This window comes from Providencia sp. AGC89, from assembly GCF_053543535.1.
Genome location: NZ_JBIXLP010000069.1, coordinates 20,506 through 38,498 on the forward strand (window position 1 = coordinate 20,506; position 17,993 = coordinate 38,498).

A 17,993-nucleotide genomic window follows, 5' to 3' on the forward strand; every position below is an offset into this window, starting at 1 on the left:
TATGTTATAAAAACCCAACACTAATTAGCATCATCAGATAACGACAAACTAACTCATAAAGAATAAATTTACAGAAGTTAACCCCAAAATTTTCACTCATGATGAGTTAAGCAGCTAAAATTTCAGAGTATACATGACTTAAAAAGACACCTAACCAATATTAAATATATTACTTCCCCCCATCTGCCATAGTTATAACCTTAATTTCATTCTAATTAAGATAATGGCTATTCAATTAATTTTTTTTAGTTTAAATCTTTGGATATTTAAAGAAGAGCGCGTATATTTAATATTGCTCTCAATATTAAATATCACATAATTACCACTTGGTTATTGAGGAAATTAAAATATGAGTAATCGTTCATTGAATCCAAAATATAATGGGATGGATGACGTTTATGCGTCATTAGAGTTATCAAAATCATTACCAAAAACTAAATTTCCATCAAAAGAACAAGAACCTCGCAATGTATTTAGTGCAGTGCGAGATGAATTAATGTTAGATGGTAATTCACGTCAAAATTTAGCAACATTCTGCCAAACTTGGGTAGATGATGAAATTCGTGACTTAATGGACTTATCTATCGATAAAAATATGATCGATAAAGATGAATATCCACAAACTGCCGAAATTGAAAACCGTTGTGTACATATGCTAGCGGATCTTTGGCATTCGCCAGATGCAGAAAATACCCTTGGCTGCTCGACCATCGGTTCTTCTGAAGCAGCAATGCTTGGAGGGCTAGCCTTAAAGTGGCAATGGCGTAAAAAACGTGCAGCAGCAGGAAAGCCAACAGACAAACCAAACATGATCTGTGGCCCTGTTCAAGTATGTTGGCATAAATTTGCCCGCTACTTTGATGTTGAACTCAGGGAGATCCCACTTGAAGGCGACCGCCTGATTATGAACCCTGAGGAAGTGCTTAAACGTGTAGATGAAAATACGATTGGTGTAGTACCAACGTTAGGTGTAACATTTACTTGCCAATATGAACCTGTTAAAGCAGTTCATGATGCATTAGATAAGTTACAAAAAGAAACGGGCTTAGATATTCCTATCCATGTCGATGGTGCAAGCGGTGGGTTCCTAGCACCATTTTGTGCGCCAGATTTAGAATGGGATTTCCGTTTACCTCGCGTAAAATCGATTAACTCTTCCGGACATAAATTTGGTTTAGCCCCATTAGGCGCAGGCTGGGTAGTCTGGCGTGAAGCGCAAGACTTACCTGAAGAATTAATTTTCAATGTAAACTATTTAGGTGGCAATATGCCAACCTTCGCGCTTAACTTCTCTCGCCCAGGTGGCCAAATTATCGCTCAGTACTATAACTTCCTGAGGCTCGGTCGTGAAGGCTATGCAAAAATTCATAATTCTTGCTACGCAACTGCGCAATTCCTAGCCCGCGAAATCGAAAAGTTAGGTCCATTTGAAATGATTTTCGATGGTGATAGCCAAAAAGGTATCCCAGCGTTGGCTTGGAAGTTGAAAAAAGGCGAGACCACCAGCAATTATTCCCTCTATGACATAGCAGATAAACTACGTAGTCGTGGATGGCAAGTCCCTGCATATTCAATGCCAGCAAACCGTGAAGACCTCGTTGTTCAACGTATCTTAGTTCGTCACGGAGTAAGTTTAGACTTAGCCGCATTGTTAATTGAAGATTTTAAACGCACGCTAGATTATTTCGAAAAACACCCAGTCAATAAACCGCTAACAGAAGATGAAGGCGGCGGTTTTAACCACAGTTAATTAGCTAGTCATTAGCTCTATTATTTATTAGCCAAAGAATGTCATGTTCTTTGGCTTCTATTGGGATCAGTCCTGTAAGACTGATTGTTTATAGACTTTAGGAGAACTCGTATGGCGACAACAACGACAGCTCCAGCCGCAAAACAGCTCACATTACTGGGTTTTTTTGCCATTACAGCCTCAATGGTAATGGCTGTATATGAATACCCAACGTTTGCAACATCTGGTTTTAGTTTAGTTTTTTTCCTATTGTTAGGCGGATTGTTATGGTTCATTCCTGTCGCATTATGTGCCGCAGAAATGGCGACAGTGGAAGGTTGGGAAGAAGGCGGTGTGTTCGCATGGGTTTCTAATACACTAGGTGAGCGCTGGGGATTTGCTGCAATTTCATTTGGTTACCTACAGATTGCTATTGGCTTTATCCCAATGCTGTACTTTGTGCTAGGGGCCCTATCTTATATTCTAAATTGGCCAGAATTGAATACGGACCCTGTAACCAAAACTATCGGGGCATTAGTCATTTTATGGGTGCTAGCTTTCACTCAATTTGGCGGGACCAAATATACTGCGACCATCGCTAAAGTAGGTTTCTTTTTAGGTATTTTACTTCCTGCACTCATTTTAGTGTTTTTAGCCATTAGTTATTTATCCAGCGGTGCCCCTTTAGCCATTGAAATCAGTGAAAAAACCTTTATTCCTGATTTTACCCAAATAGGGACATTGGTCGTTTTTGTTGCGTTTATTTTGAGTTATATGGGAGTTGAGGCTTCCGCAACCCACGTTAACGAAATGAAAAACCCAGGTAGAGACTACCCAGCAGCCATGTTTTTACTGATGATAGCAGCCATTTGTTTAAGCTCTATTGGCGGGTTATCTGTTGCTGTTGCTATCCCAAATAGTGAAATTAACCTGTCTGCCGGTGTAGTTCAGACATTCAACGTACTTGTTACACACTTTAATTCTTCCCTTGAATGGGCAGTGCGAATTATTGCAGCTTTATTATTGCTTGGTGTCTTAGCGGAAATAGCCTCATGGATTGTAGGGCCTTCGCGAGGAATGTACGTTGCGGCACAGAAAGGAATTTTGCCGCAAAGTTTCGCCAAAGTGAATAAAAATGGCGTCCCAGTCACACTGGTTGTCTCTCAATTATTAATTACAACTGTCGCGATTATCGTCCTCACCAATACTGGCGGCGGCGGGAATATGTCATTCCTTATTGCATTGGCACTGACGGTCGTTATTTATCTCTGTAGCTACTTTATGTTATTCCTTGGTTATATGCATTTAGTCTGCAAGCAACCTGAGAAGAAACGAGCGTTTAATATCCCTGGTGGCAAAGGTGTTAAATTACTTGTTGCCTCCGCTGGGTTTATTATTTCTATCTTAGCGTTTATTGTTTCATTCTTCCCACCAAGCTCATTACCCGGCGGAGCAAGTGATAATACTTACGTCACGCTACTTGCCGTCAGCTTTATAATTATCTTCTTACTGCCATTTGTAATTTATGCATTCCATAGCAAACAAGGTAAGAAAACCAATGTGGCGATGGTACATATCAAAACGCATAATGCACCAGTTAACCACTTCTTTATTCACCCTAGAGCGCGTTCTACCTATCATCTAGTGCATGATGATAAGCAAGATAGTAACTCCCCTAAGTAAGATGAAATAAAGATAAAAAAAGCTGCCGAATGAATTGGCAGCTTTTTTCTTAAATACGGCTGTAATACCCCTAGCCCGTATTACGCATCCCAGCAGCAACCCCTGCAATAGTGACCATCAGCGCTTGTTCTACGCGTGGGTCTGGGTGTTCTTGTTGGCGAGACCGGTGTAATAGTTCGGCTTGTAAAACGTTTAACGGGTCAGTGTAGACATTACGTAGTGCAATAGATTCAGCAATCCACGGTAAGTCCGCCATTAACGCTTCGTCTTTCGAAACCGCTAGCACACTTTTTATATCCTCCGACAGCTGATCACGTAGTTTTTGCCCCAACGGCCATAAACGTTCTTCCACTAAACGATGATCATAGTACTCCGCCAGCCATAGGTCTGCTTTCGCATAAACCATCTCTAACATAGCTATACGTGTATTAAAGAATGGCCATTGCTGCCACATTTCATCAAGAATGTTTTGTTTGCCTTCTTGTTCAATGACATGTTTCAGTGCTGCGCCCGCACCCAACCAAGCAGGAAGCATCAAGCGGTTTTGTGTCCATGCAAAAATCCAAGGAATAGCACGTAATGTTTCAACACCACCAGTAGGTCGACGTTTCGCTGGCCTTGACCCTAGTGGCAACTTGCCTAGTTCTAATTCAGGCGTAGCAGCACGAAAGTACGGAACAAAATCAGGCTGTTCACGTACATAGTCACGGTACATTGCACAAGAAACATCCGATAATGAATCCATCACCGATTTCCACTCGTTTTTCGGTTCTGGTGGCGGTAAGAGATTAGCTTCTAGGATTGCGCTTGTATACATTGCTAAACTACTGATAGTGACTTGTGGTAACCCGAATTTAAAGCGGATCATTTCCCCTTGTTCTGTAACACGCAAGCCACCTTTTAAACTCCCCGGAGGCTGAGACAGCAATGCAGAATGAGCCGGAGCCCCCCCACGACCGATAGTGCCACCACGTCCGTGGAACAGGGTCAGTGTCACACCTTCTTTTTCACACAGTTTAATTAACGCATCTTGTGCCCTGTATTGTGCCCACGATGCTGCCATTACCCCTGCATCTTTAGCTGAATCTGAATACCCAATCATCACCATTTGGCGGTCATCGATCAGCTCGCGGTACCATTCAATACTGAGCAGTTTTTGCATTACGCTTTCGGCATTATTTAAGTCTTCTAAGGTCTCAAATAATGGTGCGACCGGTAAACGAACTGAAGCACCAGTTTCATTAAGCAATAATTTAACTGCTAAGACATCTGAAGGTACTTTAGCCATTGAAATTACATAAGCCGCAATCGAATCATTCTTCGCATTCGCAATAACACGGCAGGTTTCAAATACCTCTTGTGTTTCTGGGCTAGGCTGCCAATCTTGTGGAATTAATGGGCGGCGTGATTGCAGCTCGGACAGTAAAAATTGCTGTTTTTCCTCTTCCGACCACTGTGAGTAATCCCCCAGCCCTAAATATTGTGTGAGTTCTGCAATAGCCTCTGTATGGCGAGTACTTTCTTGGCGGACATCAATACGTACCAACTGTAAGCCAAAACTACGAATACGACGTAAGGTATCCAGCAGTTGCCCATTGGCAATAATTTTCATATTGCAGGCAATTAACGATTGATAACAGGCATATAACGGGTCCCATAACTGGGCATTATCTGTCAATAAATCGGCGGGAGGCAAGGCTTGCTCACCTTTTACACGGCGCTCTAAATATTCTAATGTTGAGAATAATTGGCTACGCAAATTTTTAGCAATTTGGCGATACGGTTCATCCACATCATCGCCTCCAGCTAATGCACGTAACTCTGGGGTTGCCTCCGTCATGGACAGTTCAGAAACTAAAACCTGAATGTCTTTTAGGAATAAATCTGCTGCTTTCCAGCGACTTAGCAGTAAAACTTGACGAGTAACATCCGCCGTCACATTTGGGTTACCGTCACGGTCACCGCCCATCCATGACGTGAAACGGATTGGATTGGCTTCAACAGGTAAAACAGCGCCAATCGAGTCTTCGAGTTGTTCGTTAAATTCACGTAAAAATGCAGGAACCCCTTCCCACAGTGAATTTTCGACCACTGCGAAACCCCACTTCGCTTCATCAATTGGCGTTGGACGAATTTTACGAATTTCATCGGTATGCCATGATTGAGCGACTAATTGGCGTAGGCGCCGCATAATATTATTGCGCTCATAGTCCGCAATATCATCATGATCAAGCTGAGATAAACAGGTGTTTACTTCAACCAGTTTGTGGATCAACGTCCGACGTGCGATCTCAGTGGGGTGAGCGGTTAAAACTAATTCGATAGAAAGCTGTTCAACTGCTTTTTGAATGTCTGTATCAGTAAAGCTTTTTTCTTTTAAGCGGCCAAACAGATTTTTCAATGCGACGGGGTTACTTGCCGCTTCACCATGAGGTGAAATACTGTGGTATTGCTCAGCGACGTTTGTTAGGTTTAAGAATTGGTTAAATGCCCTTGCGACGGGTAGCAACTCATCATTAGAGAGGTTTTGTAATGTCATCAGCAGTTTTTGGCGCTGAACTTCATTACCTGCACGGGAAGATTTAGAAAGCTTACGAATGGACTCTACTTTATCGAGTATGTCTTCGCCTAAAGCTTCCTTGATGGTATCGCCGAGTAACTTACCTAGCATACTGACATTACTGCGCATTGCGGAATATTGCTGATTCATGAGACTCCTGACCTTGTGCTTCTGGCAGAATGCATCCCGCATGACTCACGGTTAACAGACTGCTACCTGTTTCCTGTAACAAAATTTCAGTCGGCTGCGTTAGAATTATCATTTTGTGATGCAGACCGCTAAATTTACCCTTCAATGTATATTCATATCAGAAAAAAATGACTTTGGGGGATTTTTCTGAAATTTAATTACAGATTCATTTTTATTAATTTTTCTTATTTAAGTATTGTTTCAGCGCAATATATCGTCGATTCAGCACTTTTAAGACATGAATAATGCTTAAGAATTAAATCATCAGAATAAAAAGACAGAAAAGAAGGCTGTAGATTAAAAATTTTCATGATGTATTGGTGCCAAATTTACATTTAAAGCACCAATACATTTAAACAATGATTACAACAATTGAGAAAGGCGGTTTAAATCAGATTGAATAGCCCCAGCAGTCACATCTCGCCCTGCCCCAGGACCTCTTATTACTAATGGGTTATCTCGATACCAGCGACTTTCTATCGCAAATACATTGTCACCCGGTAATAATGAAGCCAATGGGTGATTCGGTTGTACTGCCTCAACACCCACTTTAGCTTTACCTTTTACTGCATCAAACCGCGCAACATAACGAAGTACTAACCCCATTTCCTGTGCCGCTTCTAAGCGCTGTTGCATCTGTTCATTGATCACAGCACTATTTTCAAAAAACTCATCTAATGAGCCGGTTTGAGCTTGTTTAGGGACTAATGACTCAACACGTACGTCATTAGGTTCTATATCGTAACCAGCTTCACGGGCTAAAATAATTAACTTGCGCATCACATCTTGCCCAGAAAGGTCAATACGTGGATCAGGTTCTGTTAAACCTTGTTGCCACGCTTGCTCAACTAACTCACTGAACGGAACCGAGCCATCGAATTGCAAAAATAGCCATGATAATGTCCCTGAAAAAATACCGCTAATCGTCAGGATGGCATCACCACTTTCTTTTAAATCTCGCACCGTATAGTTAATCGGCAACCCAGCTCCAACTGTCGCATTATAAAGCCAGTGACGACCTGTTTTTGAAAATGCATCTCGAATTTGGCGATACTGAGCTGTTTGTGCGGCCCCTGCAATTTTGTTAGCACTAATAACATGAAAACCATAGCTGGCAAAATCAACATAGCTATCAGCCAAAGTTTCACTGGCGGTAACATCTAAGACAACTAAATCATCATAAGGGTGAGAACGCATCCATAAAAACAAGTTGTCATCTTCATGTTCCACCGCCTCGTCATCAAAAAATGCCAAAGCGCGACTAGGGTCGATCCCCTGATAATTTAATAAACTACGGCGGCTATCCACCACACCAGCCAACACGAAGTCAAAGTCACTACGAGCAGAAATATTAGGTTGCTCCGCTGCAAAAAGTTCCAACCAACGCGCGCCAATATTCCCTTTACCAAAGAGTACTAACCCTATACGTTTTTCCGCACGGAACAAGCTTTGGTGCATACCTTGGATTAAATGTTCAGTTTGGTTTGTACGCAATACGGCAACCAAGCTAATCGCATCTTCAGAATGCCAAATAAATTCAACAGGCTGCCCCTTCAACTCCTCATAAAAACGGTGGCTATGCAGGGGTTTTTTGCCAACACCCGCCCCCACTAAAGCAACCAAAGAAAAACCTTCACGCAGTGATAATGACCCCGGTAACCCGGCTTCCTCTAAGACATTCAACGCACTTTCAACAAGTTCTGAGGTATAACATAATTGAAGTAATGCACGGTCATGGTGAATACCAAGAGCTAATGGACGTAATTGGACCCGTTTTAATAGTAAGTCCACATCCTTACAGATTTGTTTGAAATCCCGCCCTGCAGCAATACGTAGTTCAATTAAGCAAACATCATCGTGACTTGTGACAATTTTAGCCCCAGCTCCTGATGCTAATACACGCTCTATCTTGGTTGAGCCTTGCTCTGGTTGGTAACTACACCTTAATTGCAAATCAATGTTACTGACAGAAACGGGCTGCAAGGTACGAGTATGTAAAACTGGCGCCGCTAAACGCGCCAATTCGCTAGCTTCATCAAGACGTAATAAAGGCAATAAACACGCATCTTTAACCTTACGAGGGTCTGCACTGTACACCCCTGCAACATCACTCCAAATGGTGACTTTATCAACATCGGCGAGCGCACCAACCTGTGTGGCTGAATAGTCGCTACCATTGCGCCCGAGTAATACGGTTTCGCCTTGCTGGTTACGGGAGATAAAGCCAGTAACAACAATACGTCGATTAGGTAATTGAGTTAATTGTTGTTGTAATAAATACCGTGATTGTATTTCATCTACCTGAGGCTGTGCAGCGCGTTCAGCACGTAAAAATAAACGCGCGTCTAACCAAGAACTTGCCATATCAGCTTGAGATAATACTTCAGACATAAGGCGCGCAGACCAAATTTCACCATGACCGACGACTTCTGCGTAAGTGACATCACTATTCGGCTTATCCAGTAAAACACTGAGTCGTTCTAAATCCTGAATGAATAATTGGCTTAATTCTTTTGCTTTTGGTTCTGGCAAAAGAGATTCAATTAAATCCAGTTGATAGCGGCGTAATATTTGCTGAGCTTGATGAGCCGAAATACGGTCAATCTGACTTAATTTCAACCAATTGATTAGTTGATTGGTTGTACTACCCGCAGCGGAAACCACCATTAAATCACCGGGTTGGCTATAGTTAGCCATAATAGCCGCAACTCGTTGATAACACTTCGCGTCCGCTAAACTACTACCTCCAAACTTATGTAACTGGCGGTGGCAAGGTGCCACCTCAACCGCTGTTAGTACACTCATCAAAAAACTCCGCTAACGTTGTGCCGCAACCTGAAATGCTTGCTCTAAATCTGTAATTAAATCCTGAGGGTCTTCAATCCCGACCGAAATTCTCAGCAAGCTATCCGTAATACCGGCTTGTGCTCGAGCTTCAGCGGACATCCCCGCGTGGGTCATTGTTGCCGTATGAGAAATCAGGGTTTCTACACCACCTAATGATTCTGCCAATGTAAATAAAGACAAGGCGCTCAGAAAACGACGTAGTTGTAATTCATCACCAGCAAATTCAAAACTTAACATTGCCCCAAAACCTTTTTGCTGCTTAAGTGCAATTTGATGCCCTGGATGGTCTTCCAATTCAGGATAATACAATTTTTTCACTAAAGTCTGTGATTTAAGATACTTTACGATTTCTTGTGTATTTCTCTGCTGTTGTAAGATACGTGGCGATAAGGTTCGAATCCCTCGCAATAGTAAATAGCTATCAAAAGCCCCTCCAGTAACACCAATATTATTTGCCCACCACGCTAATTCTATTGCCCATTTTTCATCTTTGGCAATAACAACTCCAGCCACAATATCTGAGTGGCCATTAAGATATTTAGTGCATGAGTGGACAACGAAATCCGCCCCTAATGAAAGCGGTTGCTGTAAAATCGGGCTTAGAAATGTATTGTCAACAACGACTAATGCCCCTGCCTCATGAGCCAAATGAGCAATATGCTGTATATCAAAAATTCTTAATAGTGGGTTGCTCGGTGTTTCGATTAACACCAATTTAGGCTTTTTATCTAATGCCTTTTGCAATGCACTTTCGTCACTTTGGTCGACAAACTGTACTTGATAAGCCCCACGCTGGCTTTGGCTATTAAATAACCGGTAACTTCCCCCATAACAATCGTGGGGAGCTACAAGTAAATCACCCGGTTGTAAAAATACCGTACATAACAGATGAAGCGCAGACATACCGCTATTCGTCATTACAGCCCCACTTCCCCCTTCGAGCTGCGCTAATGTTTTTTGTACTATATCCCGCCCTGGGTTTCCTCGACGTGAATAATCATGAACTCGCGGCTGGTTAAAGTCAGTAAAATTATAGGTACTGGACAAATAAATGGGAGGCACAACGCAACCAAATTGTTGATCTTCATTTAATCCATTATGAATTGCGATAGTTGACGGTTTGTAGGCCATAAACGCTTCTCCTGATTTGTGATTGCTCAAATCATACCCATGAGATGTTTAGACGTCAACATATCTAGACGTCTAAACCTCTTTACGTTTATATCAAGTAATGGAATAATCAGCCTTAATGATTATGTGCTCATTGATAATCAATAGCACAAATAGACTTAGCTGGTTAATTTCACAGGAAAAATTGTGGTAAACTAGTACAAGTTTCTTCTTACTTATATGCAGACACGCCCTATTTGAAGCTTAGAATAAGTTTCTCTTAAAAAGAATATGCATATTATTTTTAATTATTACTGAAAATATCCAAGGTAACTCATGGCTGAATGGAATGGTGAATATGTCAGTCCGTATGCTGAACATGGCAAAAAGAGTGAGCAAGTAAAAAAAATTACAGTATCTATCCCGTTGAAGGTACTAAAAATTTTAACTGATGAGCGTACACGCCGCCAGATTAATAACTTACGTCACGCTACAAATAGTGAATTACTGTGCGAAGCATTTTTGCACGCATTCACGGGGCAACCGCTGCCGAATGACGAAGATTTACGCAAAGAACGTAATGACGAAATCCCTGAAGCGGCAAAAGAAATCATGCGTGAATTAGGTATCGACCCAGAAACGTGGGAGTACTAACTCAATTTTTGCCTCAGTAATGCAATACGTTTTTCACTACGTCGCAAACAGGTATTCCCTGCCAGTGGCGTAGCGCTCTTCTTATCTTATCTAAAGGTGATTACACTTAATCGCTCATCCCAAGCCACGCTAAAATTTTTCTTTGGTCTCACACCTAACACCAAGATTTCTCTGAATTAGTTCACTTTCAGAATTGCCCGCAGGCTTATTTCCCCAACTTCTCTACACTTCATCACACCAATCTATAACCACACCCAATAATTAGAATTATTAAGGATAGTGTAATGAATAAATATAATCAGGTCTTAATCGGCTTACTCGGTGGAGCACTACTCATCACCGCAGGATGCACAAACCACTCAACTAGTTATACCAAAGAATATAAAGAAACTGCTAATAGCGATTTATCAGCGAAAAAATTAGGGACAAAATGGGGGGAAGATGTTAATTCTGCTGTACAAACGGTCAAAGCCTCACGTTTAACCAACACACCTTTTGACACCGCCATTATCTTTTACCGTGGTGAACGTGTCCCAAGCCATGTTCAAACCATCAATTATATTCCGTTGTCCCCCATAGAGATCAAAATCACTGATGGAAATGACCGTAAAATGCCAATTTACCGTAATAACCAAGGACAATATATTTTGCCCGCCCAAGAGGGACAGCGTTATCAATTGACTATCGCCAATACCGATAGAAATAGAACCTACGAAGTGGTCACAACCGTTGATGGTATTGACGTACTAAATGGCCGTGCAGGTTCATACCAAAATAATGGATATTTGATCCGTCCCAAACATGAGGTCACCATTGAAGGCTTCCGCAAGAATCAGGACCAAGTCGCCGCTTTTCGCTTCTCAGCACCAGAAGATTCTTATGTAAATCAAAATGTTCAAGGTGACGAACGGAATATTGGCGTAATTGGTTTTGCGATTTTTGAAGTTCGGGAAGAATTAGCCGACTGCGAAGCAAACCCTTTCCCCGCAGAGACACAATATGCTCCAGCCCCGTGTAAAAAACGCTAAATACGCTTAAAACGCACCCCATAAAGAGTGCGTTCTTAAATATTGGCCGCGTTTAAACAAAATAAAATACTAACAACCACCATAAACCCACCATGAAACCGTTAATTATCAACTATTAACAAAAAATAACGATAATCATATCGTTTTTCACCCAATTTTAACTTATCTTAAATCAAACGCTTAATTTGACTTATAATAAAACCTTATTTCCAATAAACTAACTAAACGGTATTTTTAATGAAAAAGATAATTGCAGTATCTCTTTTAAGCGTCGTTTCTAGCGTAGCGATGGCATCGAATAGTGGTTTTTATGTTTCTGGTAAAATGGGAACATCAATCTTAAAACTTTCCGACCAAAAATGGGAAAGTATTGATGACCTTGGTGAGTATGATCGTGCCAGTGGTGGAAGCAAAACCAAAGGCGTGTTCGGTGGCGGCCTTGCTGTTGGTTATGACTTATATGATATGACCTCTTTACCTCTTCGTACTGAGCTCGATATAACCCTTAGAGGGAAAGCATCTTCCAAATATAATCTAGCGAGTAGCTCTTGGGACAATGGCAATGGTTCTTTCTATTCAGATAGTGATGATGCAAAAAATGATATCACGCTAAATACTTTCATGGTCAATGCCTACTATGACTTCAAAAATGAAACTAATTTCACACCTTATGTATCTGTGGGCTTAGGGTTAGCGAGCATTAAGCATAAAGCACAGTATTCCTACTCTGAAACGAATTCCGGTGGTAGCGAATATAGTTCATCGTCTAAATCAAAAACTAATAGTAATTTTGCTTGGAGTTTAGGATTGGGTTCACAGTATGCAATCAATGACAATCTATCATTAGATTTAAGCTACCGCTTCTTAGATGCAGGTAAATCTGAGGTGAGCTCTTACACTGACGGTGCCAAAGATAAATCAAAAGTGAAAGTCAGAAGCAATGACATTATGCTTGGTGTGGTTTACCGCTTCTAACGGTTTATTCTACCCATAAAAAAAGGGAAAATATATTTTCCCTTTTTTTTGCATTTCACAAGTTCGATTATTTTTTAGAACCTGGGATGCTGAAACGTTGGTTAAAGCGATCAACACGACCACCAGTCGCAACATCACGCTGTTTACCAGTATAGAACGGGTGGCAATTACCACAAACGTCCAGGTTCAGCGAGTGACCAGCAGTTGAATTAATTTTCATAACATTACCGCAAGAACAAGTTGCAGTAACTTCTTCGTATTTAGGATGAATACCTTTTTTCATGGGAGAACCTCTATTAAGGCCGTGTCGCCATTCCAGCCCTAACGCCGGACACCACACGTCGTGTTGATTGAATTTAATATTATTGGCAAAAATAACTACCAAAGGCGGCGGATCATACAGAAATTCTGTTTATCACGCAATGAAAACCGAGTAAATTTTGTGTTACTCTAGTCCGCTCTTATTATTATCATCGCATAAAAAACAGACGGAAATCCAGCTATGATCGTCGTTCAGGTGGCATTACCTGTTCCTTTAAATCGCACATTTGATTATCGCCTCCCTGATAACATGGCGCTTCCCGTCATTGGGAGCCGTGTCATGGTGCCGTTTGGCAAGCGCCAAGCACTGGGGGTTGTGGTTAAACATAGCGATAAAAGTGAATTTGCTGAAGACAAGCTCAAAGCTATCGAACTGGTTCTTGACCAGCAAACTCTATTTCCTGACGATGTTTGGCAATTATTATTATGGTCTGCCCAATATTACCATTACCCAATTGGTGAGGTTCTTTTCCACGCCCTACCGACATTACTGCGCCAAGGTAAAGCCGCAGAATTCACCCCTATTTGGCAATGGCAAGTTACTGAGTTAGGCCTTGCGGTTGACCTTAATGAGCTAAAACGTTCACCTAAGCAGCAGCAAGCACTCGCCCTTTTACGTCGCCGGTCTGTGTATCGCCATCAGGTCAATGAACTTGAAATCAGCGAAAGTGCCTTACAAGCCTTAAAAAAGAAAAGCTATATAGAACTACACCCTGTTCAGCCTACTGCGGAAAAATGGCAACCTAACTTTACAATATGTGGCGAAAGGCTACGCCTTAACAGCGAACAGGCCACCGCGGTCGGAGCGATCCGTGCACAAGATGACGAGTTCTCACCATGGCTGCTTGCTGGGATCACAGGTTCCGGTAAAACAGAGGTCTATTTAAGCGTATTAGAAAATGTGCTTTCCCAAGGTAAACAGGCTTTAGTTCTCGTTCCCGAAATTGGCTTAACCCCACAAACCATTAGCCGTTTTCGTGAGCGTTTCAATGCCCCTGTAGATGTTCTACATTCGGGGTTAAATGACAGTGAACGTTTAGCCGTTTGGCTACGAGCTAAACAAGGGCAAAATGCAATTATTATTGGCACTCGTTCTGCCCTATTTACCCCATTTGCCCACTTAGGCATCATCATTATCGATGAAGAGCATGATAGCTCTTATAAGCAACAGGATGGCTGGCGTTACCATGCTCGAGACCTCGCGGTCTTTCGCGCCAAAAAAAATAATATTCCGATTGTGATGGGGACCGCAACACCGTCACTGGAAACCCTTTTTAATGTTCAACAAAATAAGTATCGTCAATTAAACCTCACTATTCGGGCTGGGAATGCTCACCCTGCAGTACAACATCTAATTGACTTAAAAGGCCAACCCTTAAAATATGGCCTATCACACTTACTAATCCAACATATTAAAGAACATTTAGCGAAAAATAATCAGGTGATTTTATTTTTAAATCGTCGGGGCTATTCCCCGGCACTGATTTGCCATGAATGTGGCTGGATTGCCGAGTGCCAACGCTGTGATCATTACTACACCTTACATCAGAATTTTCACCAATTACGTTGTCATCACTGCGACAGCCAACGCCCGATCCCTCGCCAATGCCCACAATGTGGGTCAACCCACTTGGTGCCCGTAGGTATGGGAACAGAGCAACTTGAAGAGGGGATATCGGAGCTTTTCCCTGACACGCCAGTGACCCGTATTGACCGTGATACTACTAGTCGTAAAGGCGAACTTGAGCAACATTTAAACCAAGTTCACGAAGGTGGGGCAAGGGTCCTTATCGGCACGCAAATGTTAGCTAAGGGCCACCATTTTCCAGATGTTACCTTAGTCGCGCTATTAGACGTTGACGGCGCACTATTTTCGAGTGACTTTCGTGCAGCTGAGCGTTTTGCCCAATTATATGTACAAGTTTCAGGCCGTGCGGGTCGAGCTGGTAAGCAAGGGGACGTTTTTTTACAGACTCACCACCCAGAGCACCCTCTGCTACTCAATTTACTTGAAAACGGCTATGACGCTTTCACAAAAGAGGCAATGGAAGAGCGCCGTATCGCCATGTTACCACCTTACACTAACCATATTTTGATCCGCTCCGAAGATCACAATAACCAAGATTCACGCCTTTTTTTGCAAAATGTACGGCAATATATCGCAGAGCACCCGCAAAGTGACGCTAAACTGTGGATTTTAGGGCCATCGCCGTCGATTCAAGCCAAACGAGGTGGACGATTCCGCTGGCAATTATTGCTCCAACACCCTTCACGGTTATATTTGCAGCAATTTATGGCAAAACTACTGCCTGAAATCCTTCAGCAGCCAGAAAGCCGTAAAGTAAAATGGAATGTGGACGTCGACCCGACTGATTGCTAACCTCATTCCTTAAATTAATAATTTGAATACTCATGAACAAAGTATCTCTAGATATCTCTGTGTTTCAACAGCCGATTTTTAGGAATTTCCTCTCAAATTTTTTTTAAATTTGCGAAGCAGCTCTAAAAAATGACGTAAGTCACACTTTTTATGCAAACTAGGTAACAGATATTATTGTGAAACCAATTAGAATAACTTCTAATCATAAATAATGACGTGCTTTCGCCATTCAAAAAAAAGCAAACGATTAAATCAATCTAAGGAAGGCGTTGTGGAAAGTAAAAAACACAATAATACGGCAACAATGAAAGACGTTGCCAGTGCTGCGGGCGTTTCGACAGCGACAGTCTCTAGAACCTTGATGAACCCAGAAAAGGTTTCTTTGCAGACAAGGCAAAAGGTCGAGCAAGCCGTGATGGATGTTGGCTATTACCCCCACAACCTTGCTAGAAGTTATAAGCGCAATGAATCAAAAACTATTCTTGTACTCGTTCCGAATATCCGTGACCCTTTCTTTAGCGACGTGGTTTGTGGTATCGAAGAAATTGCAGCACAAGAAGGCTATTTTGTGCTAATTGGTGATTGCAAACATCAACAAAAACAAGAAAATGCCTTTATTAACCTGATTATTACCAAACAAATCGATGGTATGGTATTACTCGGCTCTAATATCCCCTTTGATGTCTCCACTGAAGAACAAAAAAACCTACCGCCAATTGTTATGGCGAATGAGTTTGCCCCTGAATTAAAGCTCCCTACCGTTCATATTGATAACCTTACGGCAGCATTTAACGCGACCCATTACCTACAAAAGCAAGGCCACCGGCTGATTGCTTGTATCGCAGGTCCCTCTCATATGCCGTTGAGTGAGTATCGGTTAGAAGGTTATAAAAAGGCGATGTTGCGTACTGGCGAAAAGTTACGCGAAAACTATATTATTCGCGGCGATTTTACGCACGAAGGTGGCGCAGAAGCCATGAAAACGTTACTTTCACTTCCTGAACCCCCAACTGCCGTTTTTTGTCACAGTGATATCATGGCCATAGGGGCTATGTGGCAAGCGAAGAAAATGGGGTTACAACTCCCAGATGACCTTTCTTTCGTTGGTTTTGATAACTTAGAACAAGCAAAATACACTTTACCCGCATTAACGACTATCGACCAACCGCGTACTGAAATCGGCCATCATGCTATGCAACTGTTACTAGAACAGATCCACGGTAACAATGTCACCCCAGGGTCTCGTCTCCTAGATTCTGATTTAATCATTAGAGAGAGTACAAAAGCGCCTAAAAGCTAGGGGTTATTGAACTTTAATGGTACATTTTTATTCGTATTAAATGTATTTTGCTCAAGGCGAGCGATTCACCGTCTAGTCACAGTCACCTAGGCAAGAAGTGCTTAACACAGAGAAAAATTACATTTAATCGAACCCGAAGGTCTATTTTTCTGAATTATGTAGCTTACCGAGCATGGTTGTACTAAACCTAACCATGTAGCTGGTTTTAACACCAAAACGCGCTGTAAAAATCATCAGCAAAGATGAACAGCCCCTAGTCAAAGCCACTCAGGTTAAGTAACATGTTAAGCCAAATGACGACAACAATTAATAATTAGTGAATTAATAGCGTGGCACAAAAAGATTATGTAGCTCGAGGGCGCTCATCCGCTCGTAAAAAAGGCAAAGGTAAATCGAAAAAAGCACAGGGACTGCCAATGACTACTTTGGTCGTTGCTGTGGTGATTGTCGTGCTATTCGTTGGTGGCCTGTTTTATATCACCCAAAATAAAAAGGATACCCTACCACCACAATCTGTCGTACCAACTGCACCTACGGGCAGCACACTTCCGCCCAAACCTGAAGAGCGCTGGCGCTATATTAAAGAACTCGAGCGCCGCGGTGTTGATATACCAAGCTCTCAGCAGCCTAATACCGGTACTAATATTCTGCGTCCATCAGATTTAACACCTGAACAACGTCAATTATTAGAGCAAATCGATTCTGACCGGCGCCAACCGGTAACTAACTTACAAGAAATCCCTGCTAACGGTAAACCAGTGCCGCGGTCTCAGGTCATTATCAATGAACCGGCTCAACCTATAGAGCCAGTTCAACGTAAGCCTGTTGTGAATAACGAACCGAAAGTAGAATCTCGACCAGCGGCACCGCCCTCATCGTCACAAAATGTACCGGATAAAAAACCAGCGAATAATCTGCAAAATATGTTAGTTCAATGCGGGTCATTCCGTACAGCAGAACAAGCAGAGTCGGTACAAGCAACACTCGCCTTTTCAGGTATTGAAAGCCGTATCTCTAGTGGCGGTGGCTGGCACCGTATCGTATTAGGCCCTTATTCCAAGTCAACCGCAGAGAAAATGCGTGACCGAGCAGCAGGTGTCGGTGTATCAGGTTGCATTCTTCGTGCTTCAGGGGGTTGAAAATCCTAACCTCCCACCCCATGTACTGTTTTAATGTACTCATGAGCGGTTGTTTTTATCTTCAACACAATTCAAGTG

Annotated in this window: 13 protein-coding genes; 8 read left to right on the plus strand and 5 right to left on the minus strand. The window is 42.1% G+C overall.

Going from position 1 to position 17,993, the window contains the following annotated elements; translation table 11 throughout:
* The first annotated feature begins 349 nt into the window (after positions 1-349).
* Positions 350-1,750, plus strand: a complete 1,401-nt coding sequence (locus ACIPUA_RS14985) for a glutamate decarboxylase (protein WP_042846663.1) — start codon at positions 350-352, stop codon at positions 1,748-1,750.
* Between the two features lie 111 nt (positions 1,751-1,861).
* Positions 1,862-3,412, plus strand: a complete 1,551-nt coding sequence (gene gadC / locus ACIPUA_RS14990) for a glutamate:gamma-aminobutyrate antiporter (RefSeq protein ID WP_048605761.1) — start codon at positions 1,862-1,864, stop codon at positions 3,410-3,412.
* Between the two features lie 70 nt (positions 3,413-3,482).
* Here gadC and ppc read toward each other — a convergent pair whose 3' ends face one another.
* The 4 genes from ppc to metB all read right to left on the minus strand — a co-directional run bounded on the left by ppc (position 3,483) and on the right by metB (position 10,139).
* Positions 3,483-6,122, minus strand: coding sequence for a phosphoenolpyruvate carboxylase (gene ppc, locus ACIPUA_RS14995; protein ID WP_042846665.1), 2,640 nt, complete (start codon positions 6,120-6,122; stop codon positions 3,483-3,485).
* On the minus strand, positions 6,091-6,234 hold the full coding sequence (locus ACIPUA_RS15000) for a hypothetical protein (protein WP_155405705.1): 144 nt from the start codon (positions 6,232-6,234) through the stop codon (positions 6,091-6,093). The genes ppc and ACIPUA_RS15000 overlap by 32 nt, the downstream gene beginning before the upstream one ends.
* 290 nt (positions 6,235-6,524) lie before the next feature.
* Positions 6,525-8,966, minus strand: a complete 2,442-nt coding sequence (locus ACIPUA_RS15005; RefSeq protein ID WP_042846666.1) for a bifunctional aspartate kinase/homoserine dehydrogenase II — start codon at positions 8,964-8,966, stop codon at positions 6,525-6,527.
* Positions 8,967-8,978: 12 nt separating this feature from the next.
* Entirely contained in the window at positions 8,979-10,139 is a 1,161-nt protein-coding gene (gene metB, locus ACIPUA_RS15010; protein WP_042846667.1) for a cystathionine gamma-synthase, read from the minus strand.
* Between the two features lie 315 nt (positions 10,140-10,454).
* On the opposite strand from metB, the gene metJ reads away from it, so the two are divergent.
* The 3 genes from metJ (at position 10,455) to ACIPUA_RS15025 (ending at position 12,775) form a co-directional block, all read left to right on the plus strand.
* A complete protein-coding gene (metJ, locus tag ACIPUA_RS15015) occupies positions 10,455-10,772 on the plus strand; it encodes a met regulon transcriptional regulator MetJ (protein WP_004265315.1) in 318 nt (105 codons plus the stop codon).
* 284 nt (positions 10,773-11,056) lie between these two features.
* On the plus strand, positions 11,057-11,800 hold the full coding sequence (locus tag ACIPUA_RS15020) for a hypothetical protein (RefSeq protein WP_042846668.1): 744 nt from the start codon (positions 11,057-11,059) through the stop codon (positions 11,798-11,800).
* A 237-nt stretch (positions 11,801-12,037) separates the two neighbouring features.
* Positions 12,038-12,775: an outer membrane protein gene (locus ACIPUA_RS15025; protein WP_048605758.1), complete on the plus strand. Its 738-nt coding sequence runs from the start codon at positions 12,038-12,040 to the stop codon at positions 12,773-12,775.
* Between the two features lie 67 nt (positions 12,776-12,842).
* Here ACIPUA_RS15025 and rpmE read toward each other — a convergent pair whose 3' ends face one another.
* Complete coding sequence (gene rpmE, locus ACIPUA_RS15030) at positions 12,843-13,058, minus strand: 50S ribosomal protein L31 (RefSeq protein WP_004265313.1); 216 nt, start codon at positions 13,056-13,058, stop codon at positions 12,843-12,845.
* Between the two features lie 219 nt (positions 13,059-13,277).
* Here rpmE and priA point away from each other — a divergent pair, with 219 nt between their 5' ends.
* From priA to ftsN, 3 genes are all read left to right on the plus strand, one after another.
* Positions 13,278-15,476, plus strand: a complete 2,199-nt coding sequence (gene priA / locus ACIPUA_RS15035) for a primosomal protein N' (RefSeq protein ID WP_042846670.1) — start codon at positions 13,278-13,280, stop codon at positions 15,474-15,476.
* 271 nt (positions 15,477-15,747) lie between these two features.
* On the plus strand, positions 15,748-16,776 hold the full coding sequence (cytR, locus tag ACIPUA_RS15040; RefSeq protein WP_042846671.1) for a DNA-binding transcriptional regulator CytR: 1,029 nt from the start codon (positions 15,748-15,750) through the stop codon (positions 16,774-16,776).
* 329 nt (positions 16,777-17,105) lie between these two features.
* Positions 17,106-17,915, plus strand: coding sequence for a cell division protein FtsN (ftsN, locus tag ACIPUA_RS15045; RefSeq protein ID WP_042846672.1), 810 nt, complete (start codon positions 17,106-17,108; stop codon positions 17,913-17,915).
* Positions 17,916-17,993 lie beyond the last annotated feature (78 nt).